This is a genomic window from Rhodanobacter sp. OK091 (genome assembly GCF_900142825.1).
Taxonomy (GTDB): Bacteria; Pseudomonadota; Gammaproteobacteria; order Xanthomonadales; family Rhodanobacteraceae; genus Rhodanobacter.
This window is the reverse complement of sequence record NZ_FRCH01000002.1, coordinates 170,897-185,621: the sequence shown is the minus strand read 5'-3', so window position 1 is coordinate 185,621 and position 14,725 is coordinate 170,897. Positions and strand designations below refer to the sequence as shown.

Genomic DNA, 14,725 nt, shown 5'->3' with positions numbered 1-14,725 from the left:
TGGCCGCGCCCTGCCCGCGCGGCCCCACGCTGCGGATTTCACCCATGCCGATCTCGCTCTACAACAGTCTAACCCGCCGTACCGAGCCGTTCGCCCCGCTCGATCCCGAGCGCGTGACGATGTATCTGTGCGGCCCCACCGTCTACAACTACGTGCATATCGGCAATGCCCGCGGCCCGGTGGTGTTCGACGTGTTGGCCCGGCTGCTGCGCCGGCATTATCCGCAGGTGGTGTACGCCCGCAACATCACCGACGTCGACGACAAGATCAACGCCGCCGCCCAGGAGCAAGGCGTGCCGATCGGCACGATCACCGAGCGCTTCGCGCAGGCGTATCGCGACGACATGGCCGGACTGGGCGTGGCGCCGCCGGACATCGAGCCGCATGCCACGGCCCACATCGGCCCGATCATCAAGATGATCGAGGACCTGCTCGCCGGCGGCCATGCCTATGCCGCCGAAGGCCACGTACTGTTCGACGTCAGCTCGTTTCCCGCCTACGGCGAGCTGTCCGGCCGCGATACCGACGAGCTGATCGCCGGCTCGCGCGTCGAAGTGGCACCGTACAAGCGCAGCCCCGGCGATTTCGTGTTGTGGAAGCCGTCCACGCCGGATCTGCCCGGCTGGGACAGCCCGTGGGGCATCGGCCGGCCGGGCTGGCACATCGAATGCTCGGCGATGAGCGCGGCGCATCTCGGCGACACCATCGACATCCATGCCGGCGGTATCGACCTGCTGTTCCCGCACCACGAGAACGAGATCGCGCAATCCACCTGCGCGCACGGCGGCAAGGTGTTCGCACGCTGGTGGATGCACAACGGCATGCTGACCTTCGACGGCCGCAAGATGTCCAAGTCGCTGGGCAATGTGTTGCTGCTGCACGAACTGTTGAAGCTGCACCCGGCCGAAGCCCTGCGGCTACGGCTGCTGAGCGGCCATTACCGGCAGCCGCTGGATTGGTCCGAGGGCGCTATCGCGCAAGCGGTGAGCACGCTGGATGGCTGGTATCGCGTGTTGCGCGACCTCGCCGATATCGAACTGCCCGCCGGCGACTTGCCCGTACCCGCTGGGGTCGAGGCCGCCTTGTGCGACGACCTCAACACACCGCAGGCGTTGGCCGAGCTGTCCGTGCTGGCCGACGCCGCGCGCCAGTCCGGCACGGCCGCGGCGAAAGCCGCACTGCTAGGGGGCGGTGCCCTGCTCGGGCTGCTGCAGCAGGATGCGGAAGCATGGTTCAAGCGCGACAGCGGACAAGCCATTGATGCCGCGCATATCGATGCGCTGCTGGAAGAACGCCGCGCCGCCCGCGCCGCACGTGACTTCAGGCGCGCGGACGCAATTCGCGATGAGCTGGCCGCCATGAACATCGCCATCGAGGACGGCGCCCAGGGCACCCGCTGGAGTGTGCAGAAGAGCTGAGCAATGGCCGCCCGTGTTCGTGAATTCAGCTTGCAAGCGCGATAATGTGCGCATGAACAGCATTGCCACCACCAGCGCCGCGCAGGCACAGCAGGACATCACCGAGGAATTCGCATTCTTCGGTGACTGGACCGAGCGCTACCAGTACCTGATCGACCTCGGCAAGCAATTGCCGCCGTTTCCCGAGTCGGACAAGACCGAGCAATACCGTGTGCACGGCTGCCAGTCGATGGTGTGGCTGGTGCCCAGCGGCGATGCGTCGAACATGCACTTCGAGGCGGTCAGCGACTCGGCGATTGTCTCCGGACTGATCGCGTTGGTGTTGCGGGTGTACTCGGACCGCTCCGCGCAGGAGATCGTCGCCACCGAACCGCAGTTCATTGCCACGATCGGGCTGGCCAAGCACCTCTCGCCCACGCGCTCGAACGGGCTGGCCGCGATGCTGGCAAAACTGAAAGGCTACGCGGCGCAGGCACTGGCCTGAGTCGAACCAGCTTCCGCCACCCTTCGTCCTGAGAAAGCGAAGCCCCGCACGAGGCGGGGCTTCGGTATTCAACGAGAACTGTTGAACTCAGTCGCCCATCTGCTTCTGCAGATGCTCGCGACGTTCCTGAGCATCCAGCGACAGCGTGGCGATCGGACGCGCGTCGAGACGATCGATGCCGATTTCCTCGTCGGTCTCCTCGCAGAAACCGTAGCTGCCTTCCTCGATCCGGCGCAACGCCTTGTCGATCTTGGAAATCAGTTTACGGTACCGGTCGCGGGTACGCAGTTCCAGCGAGTTTTCGGTTTCGCGGGTGGCGCGCTCGGCTTCGTCGCCGACGTCACGAACTTCTTCGCGCAGGTTGTCCATGGTCTGGCGCGATTCTTCCACCAACTGGTCACGCCAGTCCCGCAGCTTGTTGCGGAAGTAAGCCAGGTGCTGCGGGTTCATGTACTCCTCGTTGCTGGAAGGGTGGTAGCCCTTGGGCAACACGATGGTACTGGTGGCCGGCAGCGCGTATCGCCCGTCTTCACGGGTGATGCCGTTATCGAGTTTTTTTGTAGCGAGTTTATTCATTGAGGACGACGAGTTTTTCTGACTTCTGGGAGAGGAGGCGTGATGCGCGGCAGCCGGGGCTGTTCGCGGTGTCACCATGGCGGTTGCACTCGCCACCTTGCCCTTGAAGAGGGTGCTGGCGGGTGACGGGGATACGCTGTTTGGAGCCGGAGCGGCCTTGACTGCCGGCGTGGCAACCGGCTTGGCCGCAACATGAACTGGCTTGACCGGTTTGTTGGCCGGTTTCGCTTCGTGCTTCACCGCGGCCTTGGATGGTGCGGCCGCTTTCTTGGCCACCGGCTTGGCGACGGGTTTCACGGCCGATTTCTTGACGGTGCCGCTCTTGACCTTGGTGTTCTTGACGGAGGCTTTCTTCGGCGCCGGCTTCTTGGCGACGACTTTCTTGGCGACAATCTTCTTCACGGCGGCTTTCTTGGCGACGACTTTCTTGGCCGGGGCGGCCTTCTTCGGTTGCGGCTTGGCGACGGCTTTCCTGGCCGCCGGCTTCGCGGCAGGTTTCTTGGCTGCGACCTTTTTGGCCACGACCTTCTTCGCCGCCTTGCCGACTGGCTTGCTCACGGTTTTCTTGGCAGGTGTCTTGGCGCTCTTCACGCTCCGCCCCTTTGTAGCAGCTACTGTCGGCTTGCCAGCCTTGGCGACTTGCGCCCTGGCCGGAGTCTTCCCTTTCTGTGCCTTGACGGCAGTCGAATTACGTGTCGTTTTCGCCATATCCCTTCACCGTTTTTGGCCGTGGCGGCCGGGTGTTATAGCCCATGTGTTCTACACCAGCAAGCTCGCTTCTGGAATACTTGTACCACTACATGCCGCAAGCCGCCCCGGCAACGTGAATGTCCTGACCCGATTGATACTGTGGTTGCTCCGTTTGTACAAGCGCTGGCTCAGCCCATTGCTTGGTCCGCGCTGCCGCTTCCACCCCAATTGCTCTGATTATGCACGGATTGCGGTCACGCGCTTCGGCCCGTGGCGCGGCAGCCTGCTGGCCGGCTGGCGGCTGCTACGCTGCCAGCCATTGTGCACCGGCGGCGAGGATCCGGTGCCCGAACACTTCCACTACCCCCGCTGCCGTTGCCAAGGAGATTCACCCGATGTCCACTGACTGGCTGATCAAGAACGCCGAACTCGTCAACGAAGGCCGTCGCTTCCACGCCGACCTGCGCGTGAAAAATGGCCGCATCGAGACGATCGCCGGCGATCTCGACAGCCGCCCCGGCGAGCAGGTGATGGACGCCAGCGGGCTATGGCTGTTGCCAGGCATGATCGATGACCAGGTGCACTTTCGTGAACCGGGCATGTCGCAGAAGGCCGATATCCGGCACGAATCCCGGGCCTGCGCCGCCGGCGGCGTCACCAGCTTCATGGATATGCCGAATACCCGTCCACCCACGCTCGACCGTGCTGCGCTGGAAGCAAAGTATGCCCATGCGGCGGAAGGCTCGGCCGTGAACTACGCCTATTACATGGGCGCCAGCAACGACAACCTGGAAGCGATCCGGGCGATCGACCCGCGCACCACACCCGGCGTGAAGGTATTCATGGGCGCGTCCACCGGCAACATGCTGGTCGACGACCCGGAAACCCTCGACGGCATCTTCCGCGACTGCCCCACTCCGATCATCACGCATTGTGAAGACACCCCGATGATCGATGCCCTGCATGCGCTCGCGCGCGAAAAGTACGGCGAGGACATCCCGGCCCGGGAGCATCCGCTGATCCGCTCGCGCGAGGCCTGCATCAAGTCGACCCGGCTGGCGATCTCGCTGGCGCAGAAGCACGGCACCCGGCTGCACGTGCTGCACATCTCCACCGCCGACGAACTGGCGCTGTTCCAGCCTGGCCCGCTGCGGCGCCAAGACGGTACGCGCAAGCAGATCACCGCCGAGACTTGCGTGCATTTTCTGCATTTCGACGATCGCGACTACGAGCGGCTGGGCTTTCTGATCAAGTGCAACCCGGCGATCAAGACCGCCGCCGATCGCGAAGCGATCACCCAGGCGCTGGCCGAAGGCCGCATCGACGTACTGGCCACTGACCATGCGCCACACCTGCTGGAAGAGAAGGCGCAGAAGTACGACAAGGCACCCTCGGGCCTGCCGCTGGTGCAATTCGTGCTGCAAGCCGCGCTGCAGCGCGTGTTCGAAGGGAAGCTGACACTGGAGCGTGTGGTCGAGGCGGTAGCCCACGCACCGGCCACCTTGTTCGACGTGAAAGAGCGCGGCTACCTGCGCGAAGGCTACGCCGCCGACCTGGTACTGGTCGATCCAAACAAACCGCACACGGTGACCCGCGCCGAAGTACTGTCCAAATGCGGCTGGTCGCCGTTCGAGGGCGAGACTTTCGCTAGCTCGATCGTCAGCACCTTCGTCAATGGGCAGCGGGTGTGGGATGGCACGACCGTGGACGACGGCGTACGCGGGCAGCGGTTGGCGTTTGATCGTTGATGCGGACGAAAGATCTTCGTTTCAAATCAATAAAACAAGCAGGGGGATCGCGACTGAAGTCGCTCCTACAAAAGCGCCCGCAAGATAGGTAACTTTCGGTGCACGCCTATCCCTCACCTTCATCCTCTTCCTCCCTCCATTAGGGAGAGGAAGAATGCGGTTACGGCGTCGAGCCGTAGCCTCCGGCCACGCCCTTGCTGGCATAAGCCACCGCGTCATGCGGGTGCAGGCTTTCCTGGTGCTCGACGCGGATGTGGAAGTCGCTGAGCGCAGCATCGGCATCCAGCGCCTTCTGGATACGCCGGGCAGCGTCCTCGCAGAACATCAGGTTGCCGCCGTTGGCCAGTGCGAACGCCTGTTCGTCCTCGCGCTTGACCGCGGTCTGCACCGGCGTGCCGAGCGCGTGCTCGACGCGGTCGACCAGATCGATCAAGCGGAAACCGGCACCGGCCATCGGGCGGACGCGCAGGCGTGCCACGCTGCGCTGGGCGTGCGGCGTGGCGACGATGCCGTGCTCGCTGCCGAGCCAGGCCAGCACCGCCGCGTGATCGACCGGCGCCGCGGCATCGAAGTCGCTGGCGAACTGGTCCTGGATCAGCTGGCGCGACAGTGCAGCCGAGGCTGGACAGGTAGAGGAGTAAACCACCTCGGTGCCGAATTCGAGCAGGAACTCGTCGCCGGTTAAGCTGGCTTCGATGCAGACCGGATAGGCGCGCCAGCCCCGGTTGGCACTGCGCAAGGCCGGGCGACGCACCAGTTGTTCGAAATGGATGCTGAGGCAGGCACGGTCGGACAAGTCCTTGTGCGAATCGAGAAAGCCGCGCAGCAGCGCGTGCAGCGAATCCACGGTGAGCGTCTGCGTGCTCAGCGCCTGCTCGACCTGCAGGTACAGTCGCGACATGTGGATACCACGCTTGTCCGGCCGGTTCAGATTGACGAAGGCGCCGACCCGCGCGCTGGCCCGCTGTATCTCACCATCACCCGCGTCGAACAGCACCGGCACCTGGATATCGGCCATGCCGACCCAGTCCAGCGCACCAGCGAGATGCGGCTGCGCGTGCACGGCAACGTCGGGGAGCAGGCGGACGGTATTTTCCTGATTCGGCATTGTTGGATCCTGACATCGGCGAGCGCATCGCCGCGAAGCAGACAATCTTGGGGCGGGGAGCCCACCGCGCAATAGTAGTGCGGCGGAAACGCTGCGTCCGTCCCGAATCGCTTTACACCACTTGCCGGCGCCAGGCGCGGGCGGCCTGCCATGCCTGCAAGGTGGTCGCCAGACCGCTGCGCGGCTGGCCGGCCTGCAAGGTCGCCAGCGCATCGCCGGCATGCATGGCACGCTGCGCCAGCCGGCTGGCATGACGCGATTCCAGCGCACGAAACACGCTCAGCGGACCGGGCAGCACTGTCGATTCCTTCCAACTGGCCAGCAGATCCTCCAGTTGGGCCCTGACCGCATGCTGTCGCGCTTCACTGGCCGCACGCAATTGCGTGCGGCTGAGTCCATGCCGCGCCAACCGCGCCATCGGCAGCGGCAGGCGGTCGCGCTCGGCGTCCTGCTCCAGCCGCAACAGCGCGTACAGCAGGTGATTGAGCGTGGCGACCCGTGCTGCCCGCGCGGACGATGCGTCGGCGCCATACCACCAGGCGGTTTCCAACGCAGCCATGCCGCCGTGCAACGGCATGGCGGCCTCGATCTGTGCGGGAAAATCCGTGGCGGTGCCCTGCTCCAGCTGAGCCATCGCGGCCAGCACCGGGGCCAGCCAGAGGTCGCTGGCGATGGCATGCGCACGCTCGTCGTCGAACAGCACCTGGGTCAGCGGATGACGCCCGCCGCTGGTCGCCGCACCGGCCAGTTCCTCGGCCCACCAGTTGAGCTTGGCCACGGCCACCTGCGGCTCGCGAATACCGTAGGCGGCACCGAGCAATTCCTGCTCCAGCGCAGCCAGCGCGACATGACCGGGGTAGCGCCTGCCATCGACGAACACCAGCGCAATGCGCTGCTGCGGCTGCACCGCCAGCCACTTGTCGATGAAGCCTTGCAATACAGCATTTTGTTCGACCAGCTCGATCATGCGGCGACCGGTTGCAACTTCAGCAGCGCGGCCAGTTCAGCCGGATGAGCCAGCACCGCATCGGCACCCCAGGTGTGCGGATCGCCGCCGTCGAGATAACCCCAGCTCACCGCGACCGTATACAGGCCAGCGGCCGCACCGGCCTGGATGTCGCGGCGATCGTCGCCGACGAACAGGCAATGCGCCGGTTCCACGCCGGCCTGTTCGCAAGCCAGCAGCACCGGCGCCGGATCGGGCTTCTTCACCGGCAAGGTATCGCCGGACACCACCGCGCTGACGCGACTGGCCCAACCGATGCGGCTGACCAATTCGTCGGTGAGGAACGCCGCCTTGTTGGTAACGATGCCCCAGTGCAGGCCGTGTGCCTCGATCCGCGCGAGCAGGTCGTCGACGCCATCGAATGCCTTGGTTTGATGTGCCATCGCGGCCTGATATAGCTGCAGATAACGTGGTACGAGCGTTTCCAGCGCCGGCTCGCCGCGCTCGGCAAATGCGCAGCGCAGGACGGCGCGCGCGCCACGCGAAACCACCTCGCGCACCGGCGCATACGGCGGCGGTGCAACACCCTCTTCCGTGCACTGCACGACCAGTGCGGCGTACAGATCCGGGGCGCTGTCGAGCAAGGTGCCATCCAGATCGAACAGCACGCCCCGGATAGTTTCGGGTAGCGACTTCATGCAGGTCTTTGTGCGCTGAGCACGTAATTGACTGCGGTGACCTTGCTCAACCATGCCTTGCGATTGAGCGGGTTGTAGCCGAGTCCGGAGACGTCTTCCAGTTCCAGCCCGGCATGGCGCAGCAGGCGACCCAGCTCGGACGGCTTCAGGAATTGCGCATAGTGATGGGTGCCACGCGGCAACATCCGCATCACGTATTCCGCACCCACGATCGCCGCGCCGAACGCAGCCGGCGTGCGGTTGATGGTGGACATGAACAGATGTCCGCCCGGTTTCAGCATGGCGGCCAGATCATTCACCAGCGCTGCCGGATCGGGCACGTGCTCGATCAGTTCCATGCAGCACACCACGTCGAAACCGGCCGGCTCGGCAGCAGCCAGATCGGCCGAGGATTGCACGCGATAATCGACCTTGAGATTCGACTCGTGCAGGTGCAGCTTCGCGATCTCGATCACCTTCTCACCGAGATCGATACCGGTGACCCTGGCGCCGGCGCGGGTCAGCGCCTCGCTCAACAGGCCACCACCGCAACCGACGTCGGCCACGCGGGCGTCACGCAGATCGGCGCGTGCCCCGATGTAGGCCGCACGCACCGGATTGAGATCGTGCAGCGGGCGCGACTCGCCATCCGAGTCCCACCACCGCGCGGCGAGATCGCCGAAGCGGGCAATTTCCTCGGGACTTACGTTTTTTGGTGAGTCCACACCGGGATGTGCGGGGGTTTGCGACGGACTCGCATTCGTGGTTTGCATTGTCGAATCCTCAAAGGACGCCATCGAGTTTAATGCGCCTGCCACTCGTGCACCGTGATATCCCAGCCACCGCTGAGATGCGTCGGATCGCTGTGCGCGATCGCGGTCGCCTCGGCCAGATCGGCCGCGTGCAACAGATACGCTCCGCCGGACTTGTCGCCGAATGGACCGGACAACTCCACCCGCCCCTGCTCGCGCAAGCTGTCGAGAAACGCCTGGTGGAGCGGCACCACTGCTGGATCGAAAAGCGGGCGACGCATGGCCAGGATCAGGTAACGGTTCATCGAAGGCTCCAACTCAGGCCGCGGCGATGCGTTCGCGCCAGGCGCGTGTCTTGTCCAGGATCGCCGCGGTATCGACGCCGATCAGTTCGCGCGCGGCGAGTTTGCGCTTGCCGGCAATCCATACGTCGCTGACCTGGTGGCGGCTGGCGGCGTAGACCAGCTGCGAGATGACGTGGAACATCGGCTGGGTTTCCAGATCGTCCAGGCGAACGGCAGCGAAGTCGGCCTGCTTGCCGACCTCGATCGAACCGATCTTCGCTTCCAGCCCGATCGCCCTGGCGCCGTTGAGCGTGGCGGCACGCAACGCGAACGCGGCATCGAACGCTGCCGCATCACCGGCCACGGTCTTCGCCAGCAGCGCGGCGGTGCGCATCTCGCCGAACATGTCCAGATCGTTGTTCGACGCGCAGCCATCCGTGCCCAGCGCCACATTGACACCGGCCAGGCGCAGCTTCTCCGCTGGACAGAAGCCGGAAGCCAGCTTGAGGTTGGATTCCGGGCAGTGCACCACCGACACGCCCGCCGCAGCGCACGCGGCGATCTCGCCGTCGGTCAGCTGGGTCATGTGCACGGCGATCAGGCGATCGTTGACCAGCCCCAGCTTCTGCAGCCGCTGGAACGGACGCAGGCCGCTCTTGGCCTTTTCGTCCTCGACCTCGTGGGCGGTCTCGTGCGTGTGCAGATGCACCGGGATGTCGAGCTGATCGGACAGCACGCGGATCCGCTCGAAGCTCTCGTCCGACACCGTATACGGCGCGTGCGGTGCGAAGGCGGTGCTGATCAGGCCATCGCCGAGAAAACTGTCGTGCACTTCGCCGGCGCGTTCGAAGTATTCGTCCTGGCTTTTTGCCCACGCGGTGGGGAACTCGATCACCGGCAGCCCGACCACCGCACGAAAACCCATGCGCCGATAGGTCGCCCCGATCACGTCAGGGAAAAAGTAGTTCTCGTTGGCGCAGGTGGTGCCGCCGCGCAGCATCTCGGCCACGGCCAGCTCGACGCCGTCGCGCACGAACTCCGGCCCGATCACCCTAGCCTCGGCCGGCCAGATGTGCTGTTGCAGCCACACCATCAGCGGCAGGTCGTCGGCGAGACCGCGCAGCAAAGTCATCGGGTTGTGCGTGTGGCTGTTGATCAGACCGGGGATCAACGCATGCTCGGCCAGCTCGACACGCTCGCGCGGCGCGTAGGTGGCACGGGCGTCGGCGATCGGCAGCAGCGCGACGATGCGGTCGTCCTGCACCACCACCGCATGATTCTCCAGCACCACCGCGTGCGGCTCGACCGGCACCACCCAGCGGGCTTCGATCATCAGGTCGACGGGTTGCGCTGTCATCTGGCTCATTCTGGACTCGCTCCATGCTGGCACTGGTTTGGGATACGACATGGGGCGGTCCCATGCGGTGGCCGCCCCATGTTTTGAATCGTCCGGCGCTGGCTCGTCATTGCCTTTGATCGCCATTCCGGCGCAGGCCGGAATCCAGTTGTATTTGCACGCGAAGCATATGAAACGGGTTTCGCGTGCTTCGCACGAGTACCTCACTGGATCTCTGCCTTCGCAGGGATGACGAACTGGCAAAGGCGCGAGCGGAGCTCGCGCGCCAGCTCGTCACTTCACGCGGCTGTCGTACTCGCCAGTGCGGGTATCGACCTTGATGATTTCGTCCTGATTGACGAACAGCGGCACACGTACCACGGCACCGGTCTCCAGCGTGGCCGGCTTGCCACCGCCACCTGAGGTGTCGCCGCGCACGCCCGGATCGGTCTCGGTGATCTTCAGCTCGACGAACTTCGGCGCCTGCACGGCGATGATGCCGCCATTGAACAAGGTGACGACGCACTCTTCCTCGCCCTTGAGCCACTTCCACGCGTCGCCCATCGCGGCAAGCGAGGCGGGCACCATCTCGAAGGTTTCCATGTTCATGAAGTGCCAGACGCGGTCCTTGCCGATGCCGTCGATAAACGAAAGCTGCATGTCGGTATCGGTGGCGTCGGCTTCCTCGAAGGAGTCGCTGGACTTCAGCGTCTGCTCGGTGGTGCGGCCGTCCTTCAGATTGCGGATGCGGATACGGGTGAACGCCTGGCCCTTGCCCGGCTTGACGAAGTCCGCCTCGGTGATGAGCCACGGATCGCCGTTATGAATGATCTTCTTACCCGTTTTGACGTCATTGAGGCCAAGGGTCGCCATGCGTTATCTGCTCCAGAGGTAAAACCGCCCCGCAAGACGGCTAAAATAGGTATCTGTCACGGGCTCGAGCGCCCGCCTAAGGCCCACCATGATAACCGCAAGCCCCGGCGCCCGCATTACGCCGTCCGCCCATGCCCCGATGGCCGACTGGCGTCAACTCTGGCGCGAAGCCGTGACCGATGCCGCCGAATTGCTCGGCCTGCTCGGGCTACAGCACCTCGCCGGACGGCTGCCATTGGCCGACGCCGGCTTCCAACTGCGCGTGCCGCAGGGCTTCGTCGCCCGCATGCGGCACGGCGACGCACGCGACCCGCTGCTGTTGCAGGTATTGCCGCAGCTGGCCGAACTCGATGAAGTCGCCGGCTTCGTGGTCGACGCGGTCGGCGACATGGCCGCGCGCGAGGCGCAAGGTGTGCTGCACAAATACCACGGCCGTGCGCTGCTGATTGCCAGCGGCAGCTGTGCGATCAACTGCCGCTACTGTTTCCGCCGGCACTTTCCGTATGGCGAGGAAATGGCCGCTGCCGGCCAGTGGCGGCAGGCACTGGAACATCTGCGCCGGGATGACTCGATCAGCGAACTGATTCTCTCCGGCGGCGACCCGCTGGCGCTGGCCACTAGCAAGCTGGAGGAATTGAGCCGGGGCCTGGCCGATCTGCCGCACGTCACCCGTCTGCGCATCCATACCCGCCTGCCGGTGGTGCTGCCCGAGCGGATCGACCCTGCCTTCACGGCCTGGCTGGCCGCGTTGCCGCTGCAGAAGGTCGTGGTACTGCACGCCAATCATGCCAACGAGCTTGACGACGGTGTCGATGCCGCCTGCGCACGATTGCGCGATACCGGCGCCAGCCTGCTCAACCAGTCGGTGCTGTTGCGCGGGGTCAATGACGATGCCGAGGTGCTGGCTGGGTTGTCCGAGCGACTGTTCGCAGCCGGCGTGTTGCCGTACTACCTGCACCAGCTCGACCGCGTGCAGGGCACCGCGCACTTCGAGGTGGACGACATCCGTGCGCTGGCGTTGATGGAAGCGCTGCGCGCGCGATTGCCGGGCTACCTGGTACCCCGGCTGGTACGTGAGGTGGGCGGTGAGGCCTCCAAGCGGCCCGTGTGAACCGGGCTGCGGTCACCGTTATGCGGTTTTTAGCTGGCGGCGAGTAGCGGAATCCGTTACAAACATCAGTAACAGACAGCCATGCAAATCGGCTAGCGCGGCTCGCGGCGATCAACGGATAGCTTAACGCCCCATGAAAAAAGACTACGTCATCAAGATCCTCTTCATCGAGAACTCGCTCGAAGAAGCCGAACAGATCATCAGCCTGCTGCGCAATACCGGTATCGCCGTGCGACCGGCCCGTGCCACCAATGTCGAACAAGTCCAGACAGCAGTGAACGAACTGGAGCCGGACGTGGTGATGTTCGATCCGGCAGTCACCACCGTCACCCTGCCTGACGCGGTGAAGGTACTCGATGCATACGGCCGTGATTACACGCTGCTGGGCCTGGTCAACACAATGGAAAACCAGGTCGTCGCCGACCTGTTCGTGCATGGCGCCCGTGGCGTCGCCTCGCGCAACCAGCCGAAGCAACTGATTGCAGTCCTGCAGCGCGAGTTCGAGTCGCTGCAGACGCGCCGCCAGGTGCGCCGGTTGGAAACCGCACTGCGCGAATCGGAGCGGCGCTGCGATGCGCTGCTCGATTCCTCCACCGATGCGATCGCCTACGTGCACGAGGGCATGCACGTGCGGGCCAACCAGGCCTATCTGGAGACATTCGGCTACGAAAGCTTCGATGACCTGCTCGGGCTGCCGGTGCTGGACATGATCGACTCGGCCAATGCCGACGAGTTCAAGGCCTTGCTGCGCGGCCACGCCCGCCAGGAGAAGCTGCCGTCCCAGCTCGTCCTGCATGCACGCCGCGCCGATGGCAGCCACTTCGATGCCACGGTGGAATTCGCACCGGCCACGTTCGAGGGCGAACCCTGCCTGCAGATCGTGTTCCGTCGGCAGATGGTCGACCCGGCGGTATTGGCGCAGCTACAACGCGACCCGGTCACCGGACTGTTCAACCGCGCGCATATGCTGGGCTGCGTCGACGACGCCGTCACCGCTGCCGCCAAGGGCAAGAAGGGCCAGTCGCTGCTGCTGATCGAACCCGACAACTGGGCTTCGCTGGTGGGTGGCATCGGCCTGGGCAAAGCCGATGAACTGCTGGCCGCCTTCGCCGATCGCATCCGAATGCTGCTGGGCGCCGACGATGTCGCCGGCATGCTCGCCGAACATACCCTGGGCGTGGTACTCGACTCGCGTTCGGATGAGGCGATCAGGGAATGGATCGCCAAACTGCAGCACAGCGTCAGCAACAAGATCTTCGATGCCGGCACCCGTTCGATCACGGTCACCGCCAGCGTCGGCGGCAGCCTGCTGGGCGAGAAGAACGCCAATACCGAGTTGCTGCTCAATCAGGCAAGCCTGGCCTTGCGCACCGCGCAAAGCCTCGGTGGCAGCCAGGTGGAACTGCACGATCCGGCAGCGCGTGAAAAAGCCGACGAGGAGCGCGATCGCTACTGGCTGGATTTGTTGCAGCAGGCGCTGACGAAGAATGGCCTGGTGCTCTATCACCAGCAGACGATCAGCCTGCAGGATGCCGAGGGCGACTACTCGGAAATCCTGCTGCGCATGAATGGCCCGCAAGGCGAGGTACTCCCCGGCTTCTTCATGCCGATTGCGGAAAAGCACAACCTCACCGGCGCGATCGACCGCTGGGTGCTCGACCAGGCCATCAGCGCATTGCAGACACGCGAAACGCAGGGGCAGCAGACCACGTTCTTCATCAAGCTCACCGCGGCCTCGCTGCACGACGACACCTTGTTGCCGTGGCTGCGCGACCGGCTTGGACAGGCAGCGCTCAAGCGTGGCCATCTGGTGCTGGAAATGACCGAGAGCAAGGTGATGACGCTGTTGCGCCCGGCGCAGGAATTCGTCAACGGCTGGAAGAAACTGGGGGGCGGTTTCGCGCTGGAGCAGTTCGGCTCGGGCCTGAATTCATTCCAGTTGCTCAACCATGTCGACGCCGATTACCTGAAGATCGACCGCAGCTACATGGCCGAACTGCCGCAACATCCGGAGAGCCAGAAAAAGATCACCGAAATCTGTCAGCAGGCGCGCGAATTGAAGCGTCAGACCATCGCTGAATGGGTCGAGGACGCGACCAGCACGTCGTTGCTGTTCGCCTGCGGCGTCGATTTCGTGCAGGGCAATTTCCTGCAGCAGCCGATGCGGCTGGAGTAAACGGCGGCCGGGATTTGCCGAACTCCGTCGCCGACGGACTGGCAGCAAAAAACCCGCGGATCGCTCCGCGGGTTTTTTTATGCAGCCAGCAATCCTGGACGGCTTACTTGGAGATTACTTGGCAGCGGATGCGGCAGCTGCCGCCTTGGCACTGATCTTGGCGGCGGAGACCGCAGCGATGTCTTCCTTGATGCGGGCTGCCTTGCCTTCCAGACCACGCAGGTAATACAGCTTGGCGCCACGCACCTTGCCCTTGCGCTTCACGGTCAGCGAATCGATGGCTGGGCTGTGCGCCTGGAACACGCGCTCCACGCCGGTGCCATGCGAAATCTTGCGCACCGTGAAGGCCGAATGCAGGCCGCGGCTGCGCTTGGCGATGACGATACCCTCGAACGCCTGCACGCGCTCGCGGTTGCCTTCCTTCACCTTGACGTTGACCACCACGGTGTCGCCGGGGCTGAATTCCGGCAGCTGGCGGGTGATCTGCTCGGATTCGAACTGTTCAATGATCTTGTTCATGGCGCACCTGTCGGTTCACTTTAGCGA

At 64.4% G+C, this 14,725-nt stretch carries 15 protein-coding genes; 6 read left to right on the top strand and 9 right to left on the bottom strand.

The window, feature by feature from the left end:
* Positions 1 to 44: 44 nt before the first annotated feature.
* Both cysS and BUA26_RS10425 read left to right on the top strand, forming a co-directional pair.
* Positions 45 to 1,418 (top strand): cysteine--tRNA ligase, encoded by a 1,374-nt coding sequence (gene cysS / locus BUA26_RS10430; RefSeq protein ID WP_072760523.1) that lies wholly within the window; start codon positions 45 to 47, stop codon positions 1,416 to 1,418.
* 52 nt (positions 1,419 to 1,470) lie between these two features.
* Positions 1,471 to 1,902 (top strand): SufE family protein, encoded by a 432-nt coding sequence (locus BUA26_RS10425; protein WP_072760521.1) that lies wholly within the window; start codon positions 1,471 to 1,473, stop codon positions 1,900 to 1,902.
* Between the two features lie 87 nt (positions 1,903 to 1,989).
* Here the strand turns inward: BUA26_RS10425 and dksA are convergent, their stop codons facing one another.
* The gene (dksA, locus tag BUA26_RS20735) at positions 1,990 to 3,069 is read right to left on the bottom strand and encodes an RNA polymerase-binding protein DksA (RefSeq protein WP_072760519.1); all 1,080 of its coding nucleotides are present in this window, start codon (positions 3,067 to 3,069) and stop codon (positions 1,990 to 1,992) included.
* 232 nt (positions 3,070 to 3,301) lie between these two features.
* Between dksA and yidD the strand changes: the two genes are divergently transcribed.
* Positions 3,302 to 3,574: a membrane protein insertion efficiency factor YidD gene (gene yidD, locus BUA26_RS10415; protein ID WP_072760517.1), complete on the top strand. Its 273-nt coding sequence runs from the start codon at positions 3,302 to 3,304 to the stop codon at positions 3,572 to 3,574.
* Positions 3,564 to 4,916, top strand: coding sequence for a dihydroorotase (locus BUA26_RS10410; protein ID WP_072760515.1), 1,353 nt, complete (start codon positions 3,564 to 3,566; stop codon positions 4,914 to 4,916). The genes yidD and BUA26_RS10410 overlap by 11 nt, the downstream gene beginning before the upstream one ends.
* 160 nt (positions 4,917 to 5,076) lie before the next feature.
* Here the strand turns inward: BUA26_RS10410 and folE2 are convergent, their stop codons facing one another.
* From folE2 to efp, 7 genes are all read right to left on the bottom strand, one after another.
* Entirely contained in the window at positions 5,077 to 6,024 is a 948-nt protein-coding gene (gene folE2 / locus BUA26_RS10405; RefSeq protein WP_072760513.1) for a GTP cyclohydrolase FolE2, read from the bottom strand.
* A 112-nt stretch (positions 6,025 to 6,136) separates the two neighbouring features.
* Positions 6,137 to 6,991, bottom strand: coding sequence for an isoprenoid biosynthesis enzyme family protein (locus BUA26_RS10400; RefSeq protein ID WP_072760511.1), 855 nt, complete (start codon positions 6,989 to 6,991; stop codon positions 6,137 to 6,139).
* A complete protein-coding gene (gene gph / locus BUA26_RS10395; protein WP_072760509.1) occupies positions 6,988 to 7,668 on the bottom strand; it encodes a phosphoglycolate phosphatase in 681 nt (226 codons plus the stop codon). Before gph ends, BUA26_RS10400 begins: the two co-directional genes overlap by 4 nt.
* Positions 7,665 to 8,372 (bottom strand): bifunctional 2-polyprenyl-6-hydroxyphenol methylase/3-demethylubiquinol 3-O-methyltransferase UbiG, encoded by a 708-nt coding sequence (ubiG, locus tag BUA26_RS10390; RefSeq protein WP_072761532.1) that lies wholly within the window; start codon positions 8,370 to 8,372, stop codon positions 7,665 to 7,667. Before ubiG ends, gph begins: the two co-directional genes overlap by 4 nt.
* Before the next feature lie 77 nt (positions 8,373 to 8,449).
* On the bottom strand, positions 8,450 to 8,704 hold the full coding sequence (locus tag BUA26_RS10385; protein WP_072760507.1) for a YciI family protein: 255 nt from the start codon (positions 8,702 to 8,704) through the stop codon (positions 8,450 to 8,452).
* Positions 8,705 to 8,717: 13 nt separating this feature from the next.
* Positions 8,718 to 10,049 carry a TRZ/ATZ family hydrolase gene (locus BUA26_RS10380; RefSeq protein ID WP_072760505.1) on the bottom strand — a complete coding sequence of 444 codons (1,332 nt, stop codon included), beginning with the start codon at positions 10,047 to 10,049 and terminating at the stop codon, positions 8,718 to 8,720.
* Positions 10,050 to 10,313: 264 nt separating this feature from the next.
* Complete coding sequence (efp, locus tag BUA26_RS10375; protein WP_072760503.1) at positions 10,314 to 10,892, bottom strand: elongation factor P; 579 nt, start codon at positions 10,890 to 10,892, stop codon at positions 10,314 to 10,316.
* An 88-nt stretch (positions 10,893 to 10,980) separates the two neighbouring features.
* On the opposite strand from efp, the gene epmB reads away from it, so the two are divergent.
* The gene (gene epmB / locus BUA26_RS10370; RefSeq protein ID WP_072760501.1) at positions 10,981 to 12,003 is read left to right on the top strand and encodes an EF-P beta-lysylation protein EpmB; all 1,023 of its coding nucleotides are present in this window, start codon (positions 10,981 to 10,983) and stop codon (positions 12,001 to 12,003) included.
* Positions 12,004 to 12,136: 133 nt separating this feature from the next.
* Positions 12,137 to 14,179 (top strand): EAL domain-containing protein, encoded by a 2,043-nt coding sequence (locus tag BUA26_RS10365; protein WP_072760499.1) that lies wholly within the window; start codon positions 12,137 to 12,139, stop codon positions 14,177 to 14,179.
* 114 nt (positions 14,180 to 14,293) lie between these two features.
* On the opposite strand, the gene rplS is transcribed toward BUA26_RS10365, so the two are convergent.
* The gene (gene rplS, locus BUA26_RS10360; protein ID WP_072760497.1) at positions 14,294 to 14,698 is read right to left on the bottom strand and encodes a 50S ribosomal protein L19; all 405 of its coding nucleotides are present in this window, start codon (positions 14,696 to 14,698) and stop codon (positions 14,294 to 14,296) included.
* Positions 14,699 to 14,725: the final 27 nt, after the last annotated feature.